The following is a 14688-nucleotide window of genomic DNA, read 5'->3' on the forward strand; positions in this document are numbered from 1 at the left end:
AAGGACCGCGAGGAAAACGTCTTTATTTCCGGGGATTATAGTACATTATCCGCCCATTAAACAGATGAAGCTCCGCTTTAAGTTTCCGTCCGAGGTGTTTACAGAATTCGTTGGCCTTGCACTTGTCGCCGTGGGTGGCGTCATCGGGAAGGACGGCTTGAACATAGTGGATATCTTGGTCATCCCGCGATTCCCTGCCCAGACCAAGCACAATATAATGATACAGGCTGTCCATTCCTTTAAGATAGAACCACTTGTCCTGAGCTTCCGGCTTGGTCTCGATCGTGTAAGGGAAGCCCGCTTCAGAGTAATCCCAACCGAGCTGCTTGCCGGTCAGCGCCAGCTGCTCTTTGTAGTTCAATAAATGCTGTTTCAATTCATCCAAGGATAAGGAAGAAACCGTCGAACCTTCGACGAATTTAATGAAAGCGCTTTGAGCCATAGCTAAACACCTGCCTAAATTAATCTCTCATGCCCATGATAGCACTCCGATTAACGATTTACAATAACTCCCTTCTCTAGTCGAGCAGAGAAGCATAAGCTTTAAAATAATTACCGATTTAGGCTGTTACAAACAAATGGTTTTGTGGTAAAATTTATTAAATGAATATTCTGAAAATTTGGAGTCGAAGGAGGCTGATCTATGTTTGACAAACTGTATGAAGAAGTGGAAAGAGCCACGGTGCATTTTATCGGCTATGCCTCGGAGACAACCCGCTATGATTTCGCTATTGTTTATACGGAGCACTTTTTTGGCAAGCCGCTCGTTCTTTGTATGCAAACGGGTAAATCAACGCTACTTTGTCTCGATGATGTGAATAATCTGGAGCATCTGCAGACTCATTTTGGTGTCAAGCTGGACGAAGCTGAAGAGCTTTCGAGCTTCTTTCATGAACGGTTGCCTGCTGTTGGACTTCATGATCAATATTAAATTCAAAGTATGCAAACGACAAAAAAACCGGGGGAAGTCACCGGTTTTTTTGCCTGTTTTTTATTTTTTTTAAAAGATAGCTTCCGTTTCGACGATGACCTTCACAAACTCGACGTTGCGGTCCTCCGGCCCTTTGACCGGTAATCCAACCTGAACGTGATCCATAATGTAATCAATATTTTCTTGGGAAATAACCTCGCCTGGCAGCAGAATCGGAATTCCAGGCGGATACACATATATAAATTCGGCAATGATTCTTCCGGCGGAGTCTTTGAACGGGATCGTTTCCGTATCTCCGTAGAAGGCATCTCTAGGTGTCAGGGAAAGCTGCGGGATTTCCGGAATCTGCACGACCAGCTCTTTAACCGCACCGGTGTTACGGTGTTCCTCGGCCAGCTTATAGAGAGCATCCACCAGCAATTGAATAGAGTCTTCCGTATCTCCCGGCGTGACCAGACACAATAGATTGTACATGTCGCTCAGCTCGACTTCCAGGTTGCAATGATCGCGCAGCCAGTTCTCGGCATCGTAACCGGTTATCCCTAAATGCCGCACATGAATTGTCAGCTTGGTCGGATCAAAATCGTAGGTCGCTTCGGTACCGAGAATTTCTTCGCCGAAGCAGTACAGTCCGGGAATGTCGTTAATTTGCTTCCTTGCCTGATTAGCCAGACGAATAGCCGTTTCGGCCATCTCTTTCCCGTGCAATGCTAAATTACGCCGGGAAACATCCAGCGAAGCCAGCAAAATATAGGACGTCGAAGTCGTAGTCAGCATGCTTATTATCGTTTGGACCCGCTTAGGGTTAACGAGTCCTTCTTTAACACTCACATTAAGAACAGAGCTTTGAGTGAGGGAGCCTCCCAGCTTGTGAACGCTTGTAGCTGCCATATCGGCTCCGGCTTCCATGGCGGAAATAGGAAGCTGTTCGTGAAAATGGATCAGGGCACCGTGAGCTTCATCCACGAGAACAGGAATACGATAGCTGTGGACGAGCTCCACAATTTCCTTCAAATCAGCGCATACCCCGAAATAGGTCGGGTTAATGATGAACACCGCTTTGGCATCCGGATGAATCTCCAAAGCTCTCTTGACCGAACGGGTGGTGATCCCGTGATCGATCCCCAAGTTCTCATCCCGGGCCGGGGACAGAAACACAGGCTTGGCTCCGCAAAATATAATCGCAGACATGACAGATTTGTGAACGTTTCGGGGGACAATAATTTTATCGCCCTGAGAGCAGACCGACATAATCATAGTCATGATCGCTCCGCTTGTACCCTGTACGGAAAAAAAGGTATAATCGGCATGAAATGCATCGGCAGCGAGCTTCTGTGCTTCCTCGATTACGCCCATCGGCTGATGTAAATCATCCAGCGGAGCAATATTAATTAAATCGATAGAAAGAGCGCGCTCTCCCATGAAGTTTTTGAATTCGGGGTCCATGCCAACGCCTTTTTTATGTCCCGGTATATGAAATTGGATCGGATTGCGTTCCGCATGCTTGACCAAAGCGGAGAACAACGGGGTTTGACGATGATCCATTGGGCACTACTTCCCTTCTTGATATGAATTAATTTGAGACCGACCACCCTTGGAAGCTTCCATTCGAAGTCCTTCTCCGGATGCCGGATAAGTGACAATCAGATTGTTTTGCACGCCAGTTGGAAAGGATATTAGTTACATAACAACTCTGGTGCTTTCTAATCTTTTCAATGTCGCAAACAAAATGAGTATATCAGAATTGAAGCAGGATGCAAGTGAATTTTCCAGGTGAGAGGTGAGCTATGGATTCTCAAGCCAAAAAAGGGAAGATCGATCGCAAAATACTATTTTCCGGTTTCGTATTCAAGCTGCTGGCGATCATGTTTCTGATCGAATTCGTCAAGGGAGCTCTGTTGATTACATTTTTGCCCCTCTATATGAAAAATGCATTGAACGCTACCACGATTGTCATCGGCTGGACGCTTGCCGTCCAATACGTCGGTGATAATTTATTGCGGACACCTATCGGTTGGGTTATCGACCGTTTTGGCTATCGTTACAGCATGCTGATTGGCGTGGTGTGCACTCTGCTCGCGGTTATTATTATGGCCTTAACGTCCAGTTACTATTGGATTGTTGCCTCTTGCGCTATTCTGGGTCTAGGGACGGCCCCCCTATGGCCATGCGTGATTACGGGAGCGACCGAGGTAGCCGGGGAACAGGGGAGAGGGACGATCATGAGTGTCGTCTATATCGCTTGGTTGACAGGCGCAGGACTAGGTCCGTTTGTCATCACTTATTTTGTCAATGATCACGCATATCGCGGCGCTTTCATGCTGCTGTGCGGAATGATGGCCCTCGTGGTGGCTATCGCCTTGTTTTTACCGGGCAAATTGAAGAAGCGGAAGTGGGCGGACAGCCAGGGAGCGGGTGCAGCGGAATTTCATTCGCACCAGGCTGATAATTATAAGCAGTCCTCCAATGCCAATCTTCGGGCAGCTCAAGGAGGCTCGTCCATAGCAGAACGGATGAAGAGCTATTTTTCCGAGGTCAAACGTTCCATGAATGTCAGCTACCTTCTGTTTCCCGCTATGTTTGCCCAGACATTCGCCTTGGGGCTGCTTTCTCCGGTGCTGACCCTCTATGCAATGGAAGAGCTTAAGTTGACGGGGGACCAGTTCCGTATGTTTATGCTTGTCGGAGGAGCTGTCACTGTTCTGCTTATGATTCCTGTCGGCAAGCTTGTGGATCGGATAGGAGTCCGTTGGTTTATTAATGGAGGCTTTGCAATCATATCGACAGCCTTGTTTCTATTAACGGTCGTTCGCGAGCTGACCATGCTCTATGTTCTCGTTGGGCTGCTGGGTCTGGGCTATGCTCTTATTATTCCATCGTGGAATGCTTTGATCGCCGATGCGGTGCCTCCGGACAAAAGAGGTGCGGTCTGGGGCTTCTTCTTAACGATCGAAGGCTTGGGTACGACCATCGGACCGGTTATATCCGGTTTTCTTTCACATCTCGCCGGCTTGCAGGCGCCTTTTGTAGCCAGTGCTGCTGTCGTGCTGCTGCTGCTTGTTATGCAGTGGTTTATTAAAGTTCATCCTAAACAACAAATGGCAGGCTAGCGGAGCCGTTATAATCAGGAGGAAACCCTACATGAAAAAACAAATGATCATCATTATGCTGCTGCTGATGACCGTATTTATCGGCTTTGGAATTATCATTCCGATCCTTCCGGTTATCATTGGAGGAGGCGAAGGAGAAGGGATTCATCTAGCTCTTCTGCTTTCCTTGTATTCCGCCGTCTCTTTTATTATGTCCCCTTGGTGGGGTGGGGTTTCGGATCGGATCGGGCGCAGACCGGTGCTGTTGACCGGACTGCTTGGCTTCAGCCTCAGCTTCTTTCTATTCGCCATCGCCGGGGATAACCTGTGGCTGATGTATGTGTCACGCATTATAGGCGGTGCTTTCTCCGGTGCCGTTACCTCGTGCGCTGTGGCCTACGTAGCGGATATTACGTCGGAGGAAGAGCGGACCAAAGGGATGGGACTCGTCGGAATGTCTATCGGACTTGGATTTTTATTTGGTCCGGCGCTGGGGGGGATATTGAGCGTCTGGGGCAACAGCGCTCCTTTCTTTGCCTCTTCTCTGCTTTCCTTGTTGACGTTTATATTTGCCTTCCGTTTTCTGACGGAATCTCTACCGGAATCTGCTCGTAAGCAACGGACAGAGGAGAAGCCATCGAGATGGACCGCCTTTCAAGGCTCGCTTAAATATTTATATGTGCTGTCTTTCTTCGTAACGTTTACATTGGCTGGTCTGGAGACGACCTTTCAATTGTTCCAAATGCTCAAGATTGGTATCGGCCCCTATGAAGCGGGAATGATGTTTTTTGTCAGTGGTCTGGTAGGGGCCCTCATTCAGGGCGGTGTCGTCCGCCGTCACATTAAGCCCGGGATGGAAAAGAACGCTATTCGCCTTGGATTGATTCTGTCGGCTATCGGCTTCGTATTGATTCTATTCTCGACCAATGTGATCACTGCGGCCATCTATTTATCTATCTTCGGTGCCGGCAATGCGCTGATTCGTCCGTGTGTCATATCGCTCATTACTCAGAAGACGAATGTAGGACAGGGGATTGCCACCGGCTTGAACTCTTCGATGGATAGTCTCGGTCGAATTGCGGGCCCTCTTGTCGCTATGGGATTGTATGGCTTGGAAGTCTCGCTGCCCTATATCGTCGGAGCTATCCTCTGTGTGGCTGCTTTGACGCTCGTGGCCCGGTTTGTCAAGTTGGACAAACGGCAGGGGAAGGTGTCCAAGGCCGCACTTTAGTTTCTGAACGCCCGTCTTTCCCATGGCAAGGCAAGAGCCTGATCCTCAGGAAGGATCAGGCTCTGTTTTACATAATTATGGAGCAGGGGAAGATAGCTTCTGGCTCTCTTCTTTGAGCTTGCTCATCAGCTGCTCCTTGCTCATTCCATTCGCTTCTGCAATCTCCACAAGCGACTTTCCTTTTTTCAATTGAGCGGAAAGCTCTTCCTCGGATATGCCGATGATCGCCGCCACTCTTTCCGGATTAAAGTGCTTCAGGGTCCTATGCCGCATCGATTTCATACGGTCCTTGTGGAGAGATTGCATTCCTTTCTGCTTAACCATATAAGAAAGATGCTCTTTCATGTAGGCTTTAATTTTTTCCGCTTTTTCTGCAGACATTTTGCCTGCGATGACCGCTTCATTCACCTTTTGATTTCGGAGAGCAATCAGCTTTCCGATCAGGTCGGATTCACTCATCCCGCGGGCTTGGGCGACGTCAGACAAGCTTTTGCCTTGCTGTAATTCCTTGACGAGGTCTTCCTTGGACATGCCGAGCAAAGAAGCGGTTTCTTTTAAGATGGGCAGCATCGATTTGGATTCTTTGCCATCGTGATTATGTCTTTGACGGCGTTCGCGCAGCTGTTTGATCAGCTCGTTCTTCTCTTTGGCCCAGCTTCTTTCCAGCGCCCCCAGCTTGCCCGAATCTTTGGCCGCTCCATAGGCCATGTTACCGCTGAAAACTAGCGACAGCACCAGTGCCGTAGTTACAATTGTTTTGGACCTCATACGTACACCTTCCCTTCCTGATGGATTGTAAGCCGGTTTCCTCTCCCTCAATAAGGATGTTCAAAAAAACGAATGCTTTTTGAACTCGCACTATGTAGGATGCTCAAAAATCTCCAGTTTAATGAGAAAAATTTCTATCAGAATCCTTCGAGAATGAGCGATTCGTTTGGGTCTCGAAAAAGGACCAGGCATGGGCTGCTAACGCCTGCTTCACTTTTTGAAGATTCAGTTTGGATTCAGCGTTCATCTCCGAAAGAGCTTCAATAAAGTCTCCCTTTGTATATATAAAATAACCGATGAACATTAAATTACATTTAAAATCAGATTAAGTTTAGTTAAAAGTTGGTTACTTATTATCGTCCAGTAGCTTTGCATCGCCCTTAGAATGAAATACGGTAAAGCGGAATCAAAGTTTCAAACGTTTGCTCGGCCAACCGGATGAACCGATGGCCGTCCCGCAGCACGGGATCGTCACGCTCAATTCGCAAGCCGCACAATGTCTCCGCCTTCTTAACTCGTTTGAGCTTGTCCATCCAGTCGCCTAATATTTCCTCCGACATAGCCTGATGCTGGACGGTGTCCGGCCGGGTATGATCGTTGGACCAATAAAAATGATCAGGGATGGATGGATATACTTCATCCATACATTTCAGCAGATTATTTGCAAAAACCGCCTTGTTTGTGCTTTCGTAAATAATGGCGAATTGGATGAACAGATGGGTGGACCAGAGTCCTATTTGGAAGTGGGGATGTGCCTTGTACCCCCGTTTATGGCTAGCCCAGGCCACCCACGTATCGTCAGGTGGATTCACCGTGCGCCGTGCATGCTTGGCTACATGGGGATACATTGGCTGTCCGCATATGGCCGACAGGAAGGGACTAAGCTGTTCACCCAGCTCAGTTAATTTGGGCCGGATCTGTCCGATAATAGCTTCCATCCGCGGCTCCAGTCCTTCCACGGTTAGCGCATCGAAATCTTCTGCTTCGAATCCTGCAAACTTCATGGATGTCAATTCCTCCTAATCTTATCGCTGCACTCAAGCTATTGGTTTCAATTATAGCATATCCATAATATCAACTATTTTTAATAAGGATGGTTTCTATTGACAAATTTTTGTCTAAGCTATAGAAAGAAGTCCACCGATCTGCCGCCCGATGGCCAAGCTCTCAGGACAAGCCGCCGAGACATTCAACCAAATTCCTTCCTTTGCCAACATTTAATCATTAAACCAAGTTGCTAAAACATAATATTGATAATAAGATATGGTAAAAGGATAAGTTGTCTGAACATTCTGTCAAGGAAGTGCTATGGGGGGAGGGTCCGGCCGTGAACAACGGGCACGAAGTGGAGTATTGCAACTTAGAACTACGGTTTGATCGCCGTCAGATCCGGCATTTCATCAAAGCATTAATCCAGGAAGGGTTCTCCTTATATTGGAATGAAAACGACACCCAATTCATCATCTCCGTCCGTACAGGCAGGAAGCTGGTTAAATTGAAATTCGAACGGATAGGAGAACGCTTTAAAATGATTGGAAGCTACTCTTTCAAGGATGAAAAGCTTTCGGAATTGATGGAAAAGATGATAGGCGATACTAGAGGGCACGCAGTGGTCAAACGATTTAAGGAAAGACAGATTTTAATAGAGAGCATCATGTTCGGTGAAATTATTCGGATGGTTGAGATTTCCGGGGTGGACCATAAAATAATTTTTCAGAGGGATCCTATGGTTACATTAGAAGAAATGACGGAAGCACTAAAGTCGACACGTATAGAAGAGCGGATACCGGTTTTACGGATGGAATTGGATTATGAACTGGCCAACTTGCAGGAAGCGTTGGAGCGCGGCAACTACAGTGAAATTATGGAGATTAAGAAAAAGCTGGAGGAGCTGCGCAGAGAAATGCTCACGCTGGAGATGTGAGAAGTGAAGGGAACATTAAAGAGCTAGGCAAAAAAATCTTTCGCATGATCTTTGCGGAGATTTTTTTGATTTTCGGTAAAAGTGGAAGGCCGGCATCGATCGATGCCGGCCTAAGCCGTAACAGAAACTATCACGTCATTTATAGGACGCCGCAAGGCGTTTCTTCTTGTCATAATCTAAAAATAAGTTTACTGCTGCAATTTTCGGAAGACATTGTAGCTTCTTTGAGCGCATTCTGAGATGGCAATGGGGTGGAAGCCGCTGACATCCGCATACAAAGTATCGTTTAGCGGCGAAATCCATGTCTCAGGAAGCGCTGCCGCTCCAAGCGATGCGCCAAGAATGGAGCCGACGGTGGCGCCATTGCAATCGGTATCCCAGCCGCCAAGTACGGCTGTCGTAATGCCTTTCTCAAAATCGCCGCCGGAATGAATGAGCGCAGCCGCGCATAATGCAGCATTATTATTGGTATGAACATGGTGATAGTGCTTAAATGTCTCCCATATTTTACTCACCAATTCTAATGTGTCTTCCGTTTCCTCAGCAATTTTGACCGCTATTGCGATATCTTCTGCCAGACGGCTGTGTTTCGGTATTTCACTCAATCCGATCTCGACAATCCGCTTCATATCCCTTTCAACGAATGCGGCGGCAATCATAGCCGAGCAAAACATAGCGCCGTAAATACCATTCTTCACATGGGAGAAGGAAGCGTCCCGCCAAGCAAGCTCAGCTGCAAGCTGGGGCTGGCCGGCAGCACCGTATGCATAGCCATCCACACGGATCTGGGCGCCGATCCATTCGCGGAAAGGATTCAAATAAGAACGTCCCCAATGGATATGTTTCTCCCAGTCATCTGGCTGATCGCCGCTAATATGTGAAGTGACACGGGCAAAATTAAGATAGGACTGCGCCTCAGCTGTGAATACCTGCCCGAATGACAAATGACGATGCCACAGCTTGCCTACATCCCAGGAGTTAAAATCAAGCCCGCGCTCCTCAAGCATGAGCAGGCCAAGAACCGTGTAACGAATATCATCGTCTGTTTCCATAAAGCGAATGTTTTCCCGGCAGCTGGCCAAGCTGCTCCATCGGGCTATCTCGATACCGTACTCGGCTTCTGCAGTTGACTCGCCCGGGGTATAGTGCCGAATCGGCCATTGCCTGGCGCCTTCGAACCACAACTTGATATTGTGCCAGCCGGGTCTGTCGCCGGAGCCTTGCATGAAGGGAAGGGTCTCCAGAGGTTTTCCGAGCGCACAACCAGCCGACCGGCCGAGCCAAGCACCATAAAATTTATCCTGCCATTTGAGTTCATCCCAGTTTCCGGACAGTATTCTCGGTCCTTCCGGACGTTCGGCGCGAATGGCTTCCAATTCCGATGGCTCGATATACTTGAAATCCGCACTTGGTTCAAGGGCCATTAAAGCCTGGTATACTTCCATAAGCTTTGCTTCGTCTGTGCCGGCTGCTTCCAGACATTCGGACATCCCTTCTACATTACAGCCTTCTTCTCCGCGCTGCTTTATTTCTTCCCGAACTAATTCCCTCAGTCCAAACCATTTCGTCATAACGTTCCCCTCCTGAAAAAGGTGAAATCAACTTATGCCTTGATTATAACCAGCCATGCCGGCTCTGGCTTCTCATATTATGAAAGCGTTAATCTCATTTTTTGCTCATTCCGTAACCCCCATAGATTGCCGATAACTGATCGGAGACATGCCGACAGTCTCTTTAAAAACACGGTAAAAGGTCGGCAAGCTTTGAAAGCCGCATTCGAATGCAATATGAGCCACAGCTTTGTCTGTTCCCGCCAACTCCCGCTTGGCAGCCTGAATACGCAGCAAGGAAACATAGTCCGAGAAACGATAACCGGTCGTTTCCAGAAACGCCCGGCTCACGCGCGAGACGCTTAACCCAAGTTCATCAGCCAATTCCCCTAAGCTAATCGGCCCTTTGTAACGCTGTTCGACCAAAGCGGCCAGCGATTGCACCTGGCGAACGGACTGTACCATGTTCTGCCGCTCATCATCTGTGAGCAAACCGTTGTAATGACGCAGAAGACGGCCGCAGAGCTGAATGAGTGCGCTTTTGGCCATCACCAAATAACCCGGGGACTTCTCCCGCAGTTCTTCCGCTATGGCTAGCATCCATGGAGTAAGCTGTTTTGCGAGGGGTGAGCCGCCAATAATATGATTGCAAAAATGAGTGGAGCGATAGGAGAATGGCAGCAGCAGACCGGGCTCCTCCGCTAGCAGCAGCGCGGCATCAAAGTTAATAAAAAGATAACGGCTCGGGTCGTCGGGATCGGATTGGGCAATGTGCCGTTCCTCATTATTGACCAAGAACAAGTCGCCAGGATTAGCTGCATATTGTTTATTGCCGAAGAAAAAGCAGCCTTTGCCTGTTAAACAAAGGCCGATTTCCAGACTCGCGTGCACATGAGGCGGCTGCCGGTAAGTGGCAGGCGTCCATTCGAAAGCATTGATAGCAATGGGATGATCATAAGTAATATGAAGTTTCATCGTGACCAAATGCCTCCAGACAGTGATCAATTTATAGGCCAAGTATATAAACAAGGGTTGCCTTCAGCCAGATACTCCTTTTTACTTTTATATATACATTCTGAAGTATTTCCCGATGCAAAGTAAAGAAATGTATATAAAAAGCAAAGTTCTTGGAAGCCGCGCTCTAAACGCCAATCACAGTAAGTATTTATTTTTTGCCTGGTGTCAAGAGGTGTATACGAAAGTAAAGACTAGTATATAGAACAGCGGAGAGCTTCTTTCTATACTGGAAATAGGAAATACGGCAGTACAATTTGCAGCGAAAACTATAACGAAACATATCGGAGGGGTAAATGTTGAAGAGCAAAAAGGCACTTGCAATGATCTCCTTGACACTTGCTTTGGCGCTTACAGGCTGCGGCAGCAAAACGTCGCCTGAGCCAAGCCATTCACCTGGAAATTCCAAGGAACCGACTGAATCAACAGGCACGGGAAACGGCAATGATGTTATTGAAGTTTCAACGGTTTCGCCAAGCGATCCTTACTTGAAATTTGACGAAGGCGAAAGCTTCGACCAAAACTCGGTTTATGAAGCTTATGAAAAAGATATCGGTGTAAAAATTACAAACAAATGGGTTGCAGATATAAGCCAATTTAAAGAGAAAGTAAAAATTGCCATTGCATCCGACGATCTTCCGGATTTCTTGCTTGTAAACGCTACACAGCTTAAAGAGCTTACTGAAGCGGATATGATTATGGATTTGACAGAGATTTATGATCAGCATGCTACGGAAGAAACGAAAAAGTTTCTGACCATGGACGGCGGCATGCAAATGAAAACAGCGATGATCGACGGGAAAATGATGGGCATTCCAAGCTCATACAATCCGTTCAACTATCAATACTTGTTCGTTCGTACGGATTGGCTGGAAGAACTGGGCCTGCCTGAGCCTAAAACAATGGATGATTTCTTTGAAATTGCCGAAGCGTTCAAAGCGAAAAATCCTGGCGGCACAAAAGAAGCTTTCGGTATTGCGGCTAGCAAGAGCCCATTTAATATTGAGACAGGCGTTACCGGTCTGAGAGCGTTCTTGAACGGTTACCATGCTTATGAAAACATTTGGATGGAAGACGGGAACGGCGGTTTGATGAACAGTGATATTCAGCCCGAGATGAAGCAGGCTCTTACAGCGTTGCAAGAAATGTTCAAAAAAGGTCTCATCGATCCTGAGTTTGCGGTTAAAGATACGGAAAAAGCTGCTGAGCTTATTTACGACGGCAGCATCGGCATGGTATTTGGCGCTTCCTGGACACCGGCGCAGCTTGCGCAAGGCGCTGTTAAAGACGGCAAGGTTGTTCAAGAATGGGGAGTGTTCCCTGTCCCTTCCATAGATAACAAGCCTGCATTGAATCAAATCGGTCTTGGCGTTGATGAGTACTATGTCATCTCCAAACAAGCCAAGCATCCGGAAGGCGTGATCCGTTTGCTAAACCAATGGATCGTTGTTGACAATCATCCGACAGAAGAGCAAAAAGTATATGGGTATGGTAAAGACCGTGTTGAAAAAGGCAACAACTACTGGCTGCTTAATCCGCTTCGTGTAGGCAAACAGTTTGACAATAACGGCGAAATCTTGCCGAAAGCCATTGAAACCAAGGACGAAAGCATACTTGAGACAGCAGACCAAAAAACGCGTTATGCCCGCGCCATGCAATACGTTGAAGGCGATACAAACATGTGGTGGGAATATTTAATCTCTGGTCCTAAGGGAGCCTATTCTCATGTTCCAGAAATTCAAAAGAACAAGCAATACCTGCAAAACAAATTCTATGGCGCACCTACTCCGGCGATGGCAGACCGTCAAGAAATTTTAACTAAAAAACGTGATGAAGTATTCATCAAAATCATTATGAACCAAGTATCCGTAGACGAGTTCGATAAATTCGTTGAAGAGTGGAAGAAGCTTGGCGGCGATGAAATCACGAAAGAAGTTAACGAGTGGTATAAGTCGCTTAAATAGAATCTGTACGCAGGGAGGGATTGGTTCTATGCAATCCCTCCTTTTTTAAAGAACAACCTATATACCCGGCACTAAAGATATCATAGCTCATGAAGTGGAGAAAGAAAGATGCTTCCAGGGCGAGTTTTGGCTTTGTATTCCTACCATCCGAAGGCCCATCTATATAGAAGGAATCTGTTTGTTTCGGGGTCCCCGAAAAGTACCTGGAATTGCTTCGAAGCTCATCTTCACTTTTTGGGGAAGGAGTATGATGTTTGAAGCTTCGGAGGCACTTTCCTTTCGGAACGGAATGATAGCTTTATTTAGTGCCACATATATAGGTTATTGAGCAAGGAATGCACAGCATGAAAAGTGAATCAGCGAGGTGAAGATATGAATAGACTGACGCGCAGGTGGAAGAAGGAATGGCCGCTTCATTTGATGCTGCTGCCGGGTTTGGCTTTTATTATTATTTTTAGTTACATTCCAATGACAGGGATCATGATGGCTTTTCAAAAATATGTACCGAGTAAAGGGTTGTTCGGCTCCCCGTTTATCGGATGGAGGAACTTCCAATTGTTAATGGATTATCCGGATATCGGCCGTATTTTCTTTAACACGGTATATATTGCTGTAATGAAAATAGTTGCCGGTTTGTTTGTGCCGATCACCATTGCTATTTTGCTTAATGAATTGCGTAGAGAGTGGATTAAAAGAACGTTCCAAACATTGGTCTATTTGCCCCATTTTTTATCCTGGGTATTGCTGAGCGGTATTTTGGTCGATATTTTGTCTCCTTCCTCCGGCGTGTTTAACCAACTGCTCGGATGGTTGGGCATTAAGCCGATCTTCTTTCTCGGCGACAATAACTGGTTCCCTTATGTCATGGTCATCTCGGATGTATGGAAAGAATTTGGATTTGGCACCATTGTTTATTTGGCGGCGCTGACAGGGATTAACCCTACGCTTTATGAAGCCGCTGAAATTGACGGCGCAGGCCGCTGGAAACAAACGCTGCACGTGACGCTGCCGGGCATGATGCCGATCATAGTCCTTATGCTTACGCTTAATATCGGCAATGTGCTGAATGCCGGATTTGATCAAATATTTAACCTGTACAGCGCGCCGGTTTATGAAAGTGCCGATATCATTGATACTTTTGTTTACCGCATGGGGATACAGCAAGCGCAGTTCGGATTTGCCACAGCTGTCGGCTTATTGAAATCAGTTGTGTCATTTATTTTTATTTCCGTATCCTACGTACTCGCATACCGACTAGCGAATTACCGTATTTTCTAATAGCGGAAAAGCCGGTCATTCAGAAAGGAGACAGACCGTGGCAATTAAACCGTCATTCGGAAGAAGGGCTTTTCTTGTTTGCAATCTAATCTTTCTTGCGTTTATTTCTTTTCTATGCTTAATGCCGATTATTCATATTTTGGCGATTTCCTTTAGCTCGGGTTCGGCGGCGGCAGCCGGCAAGGTTGCGCTGTGGCCTGTAGAATTTACAACGGCGGCTTATGATAACGTGTTCGGCAAGCCTGAATATTTAAGAGCCTTTGGCGTTTCTATTCAACGGGTTGTTGCAGGGACGGCATTAAGCATGCTTTTAACGATTATTACAGCCTATCCTTTATCCAAGGACCGCAATACGTTTCGTCTAAGAACCGTTTATGCCTGGATATTCGTTTTTACGATTTTGTTCAACGGCGGACTTATTCCTACCTATTTGACCATTAAAAGCTTGGGACTTATTGATTCACTCGGAGCGCTGGTGCTTCCTACGGCGGTTAACGTATTCAACGTCATCCTGCTATTGAACTTTTACCGCAATTTGCCCAAGGAGCTTGAGGAAGCTTCACGGATTGACGGAGCCGGGCATTTTGCAACACTTTGGAAAATATATGTTCCGCTATCATTGCCCGCACTGGCGACAACGGGGCTTTTTACGATGGTCGGGCATTGGAATAGCTGGTTCGATGGTATGCTCTATATGAATCATCCAGAAAATTACCCGCTGCAAACGTTCTTGCAAACCGTTATTATTAAGATGGATTTCCGATTTATTAAATCCGAAAATGTGGAGCTCATGCTCCAGCTGTCTGACCGTACAAGCAGGGCGGCACAAATCTTCGTTGCGGCTTTCCCGATTCTTATTGTCTATCCATTCTTGCAGCGGTTTTTCATTAAAGGCATTGTAATGGGAAGTGTAAAAGAATAGACAGGAAAGTCGTAGAT

General features: G+C 46.8%; 13 protein-coding genes. 7 read left to right on the forward strand and 6 right to left on the reverse strand.

Going from position 1 to position 14688, the window contains the following annotated elements:
* Positions 1 to 22 precede the first annotated feature (22 nt).
* Positions 23 to 442: a DUF1885 family protein gene (locus tag KJS69_RS10230; protein ID WP_213583664.1), complete on the reverse strand. Its 420-nt coding sequence runs from the start codon at positions 440 to 442 to the stop codon at positions 23 to 25.
* 201 nt (positions 443 to 643) lie between these two features.
* Between KJS69_RS10230 and KJS69_RS10235 the strand changes: the two genes are divergently transcribed.
* On the forward strand, positions 644 to 931 hold the full coding sequence (locus KJS69_RS10235) for a DUF3055 domain-containing protein (protein WP_213583665.1): 288 nt from the start codon (positions 644 to 646) through the stop codon (positions 929 to 931).
* 69 nt (positions 932 to 1000) lie between these two features.
* Here the strand turns inward: KJS69_RS10235 and KJS69_RS10240 are convergent, their stop codons facing one another.
* Complete coding sequence (locus KJS69_RS10240) at positions 1001 to 2476, reverse strand: aminotransferase class I/II-fold pyridoxal phosphate-dependent enzyme (RefSeq protein ID WP_213583666.1); 1476 nt, start codon at positions 2474 to 2476, stop codon at positions 1001 to 1003.
* A gap of 242 nt (positions 2477 to 2718) precedes the next feature.
* On the opposite strand from KJS69_RS10240, the gene KJS69_RS10245 reads away from it, so the two are divergent.
* Positions 2719 to 4041, forward strand: coding sequence for an MFS transporter (locus tag KJS69_RS10245; protein WP_213583667.1), 1323 nt, complete (start codon positions 2719 to 2721; stop codon positions 4039 to 4041).
* A gap of 31 nt (positions 4042 to 4072) precedes the next feature.
* Positions 4073 to 5251, forward strand: coding sequence for an MFS transporter (locus KJS69_RS10250; protein WP_213583668.1), 1179 nt, complete (start codon positions 4073 to 4075; stop codon positions 5249 to 5251).
* Positions 5252 to 5326: 75 nt separating this feature from the next.
* Here the strand turns inward: KJS69_RS10250 and KJS69_RS10255 are convergent, their stop codons facing one another.
* On the reverse strand, positions 5327 to 6019 hold the full coding sequence (locus KJS69_RS10255) for a hypothetical protein (RefSeq protein ID WP_213583669.1): 693 nt from the start codon (positions 6017 to 6019) through the stop codon (positions 5327 to 5329).
* A 380-nt stretch (positions 6020 to 6399) separates the two neighbouring features.
* The gene (locus KJS69_RS10260) at positions 6400 to 7023 is read right to left on the reverse strand and encodes a YktB family protein (RefSeq protein ID WP_213583670.1); all 624 of its coding nucleotides are present in this window, start codon (positions 7021 to 7023) and stop codon (positions 6400 to 6402) included.
* A gap of 323 nt (positions 7024 to 7346) precedes the next feature.
* Here KJS69_RS10260 and KJS69_RS10265 point away from each other — a divergent pair, with 323 nt between their 5' ends.
* On the forward strand, positions 7347 to 7943 hold the full coding sequence (locus tag KJS69_RS10265) for a hypothetical protein (RefSeq protein WP_213583671.1): 597 nt from the start codon (positions 7347 to 7349) through the stop codon (positions 7941 to 7943).
* A 188-nt stretch (positions 7944 to 8131) separates the two neighbouring features.
* Here the strand turns inward: KJS69_RS10265 and KJS69_RS10270 are convergent, their stop codons facing one another.
* Positions 8132 to 9514: an ADP-ribosylglycohydrolase family protein gene (locus KJS69_RS10270; protein ID WP_213583672.1), complete on the reverse strand. Its 1383-nt coding sequence runs from the start codon at positions 9512 to 9514 to the stop codon at positions 8132 to 8134.
* Positions 9515 to 9619: 105 nt separating this feature from the next.
* The gene (locus KJS69_RS10275; protein WP_213583673.1) at positions 9620 to 10468 is read right to left on the reverse strand and encodes an AraC family transcriptional regulator; all 849 of its coding nucleotides are present in this window, start codon (positions 10466 to 10468) and stop codon (positions 9620 to 9622) included.
* Between the two features lie 335 nt (positions 10469 to 10803).
* Here KJS69_RS10275 and KJS69_RS10280 point away from each other — a divergent pair, with 335 nt between their 5' ends.
* The 3 genes from KJS69_RS10280 to KJS69_RS10290 all read left to right on the forward strand — a co-directional run bounded on the left by KJS69_RS10280 (position 10804) and on the right by KJS69_RS10290 (position 14671).
* Positions 10804 to 12471, forward strand: coding sequence for an extracellular solute-binding protein (locus KJS69_RS10280; protein ID WP_213583674.1), 1668 nt, complete (start codon positions 10804 to 10806; stop codon positions 12469 to 12471).
* Positions 12472 to 12843: 372 nt separating this feature from the next.
* On the forward strand, positions 12844 to 13749 hold the full coding sequence (locus tag KJS69_RS10285) for an ABC transporter permease (RefSeq protein ID WP_213583675.1): 906 nt from the start codon (positions 12844 to 12846) through the stop codon (positions 13747 to 13749).
* Positions 13750 to 13786: 37 nt separating this feature from the next.
* The gene (locus KJS69_RS10290) at positions 13787 to 14671 is read left to right on the forward strand and encodes a carbohydrate ABC transporter permease (protein ID WP_213583676.1); all 885 of its coding nucleotides are present in this window, start codon (positions 13787 to 13789) and stop codon (positions 14669 to 14671) included.
* The last annotated feature ends 17 nt before the right edge of the window (positions 14672 to 14688 follow it).

The organism is Paenibacillus sp. J2TS4 (genome assembly GCF_018403245.1).
In the GTDB taxonomy this organism is placed as follows: Bacteria; Bacillota; Bacilli; order Paenibacillales; family NBRC-103111; genus Paenibacillus_L.

Excerpts from the sequence above, each read along its gene's own strand:
- KJS69_RS10235 (WP_213583665.1), top strand. The coding sequence starts at position 644 with ATGTTTGACAAACTGTATGAAGAAGTGGAAAGAGCCACGGTGCATTTT.
- KJS69_RS10230 (WP_213583664.1), bottom strand. The coding sequence starts at position 442 with ATGGCTCAAAGCGCTTTCATTAAATTCGTCGAAGGTTCGACGGTTTCT.
- KJS69_RS10245 (WP_213583667.1), top strand. The coding sequence starts at position 2,719 with ATGGATTCTCAAGCCAAAAAAGGGAAGATCGATCGCAAAATACTATTT.
- KJS69_RS10255 (WP_213583669.1), bottom strand. The coding sequence starts at position 6,019 with ATGAGGTCCAAAACAATTGTAACTACGGCACTGGTGCTGTCGCTAGTT.
- KJS69_RS10250 (WP_213583668.1), top strand. The coding sequence starts at position 4,073 with ATGAAAAAACAAATGATCATCATTATGCTGCTGCTGATGACCGTATTT.
- KJS69_RS10260 (WP_213583670.1), bottom strand. The coding sequence starts at position 7,023 with ATGAAGTTTGCAGGATTCGAAGCAGAAGATTTCGATGCGCTAACCGTG.
- KJS69_RS10240 (WP_213583666.1), bottom strand. The coding sequence starts at position 2,476 with ATGGATCATCGTCAAACCCCGTTGTTCTCCGCTTTGGTCAAGCATGCG.
- KJS69_RS10275 (WP_213583673.1), bottom strand. The coding sequence starts at position 10,468 with ATGAAACTTCATATTACTTATGATCATCCCATTGCTATCAATGCTTTC.
- KJS69_RS10285 (WP_213583675.1), top strand. The coding sequence starts at position 12,844 with ATGAATAGACTGACGCGCAGGTGGAAGAAGGAATGGCCGCTTCATTTG.
- KJS69_RS10270 (WP_213583672.1), bottom strand. The coding sequence starts at position 9,514 with ATGACGAAATGGTTTGGACTGAGGGAATTAGTTCGGGAAGAAATAAAG.
- KJS69_RS10280 (WP_213583674.1), top strand. The coding sequence starts at position 10,804 with ATGTTGAAGAGCAAAAAGGCACTTGCAATGATCTCCTTGACACTTGCT.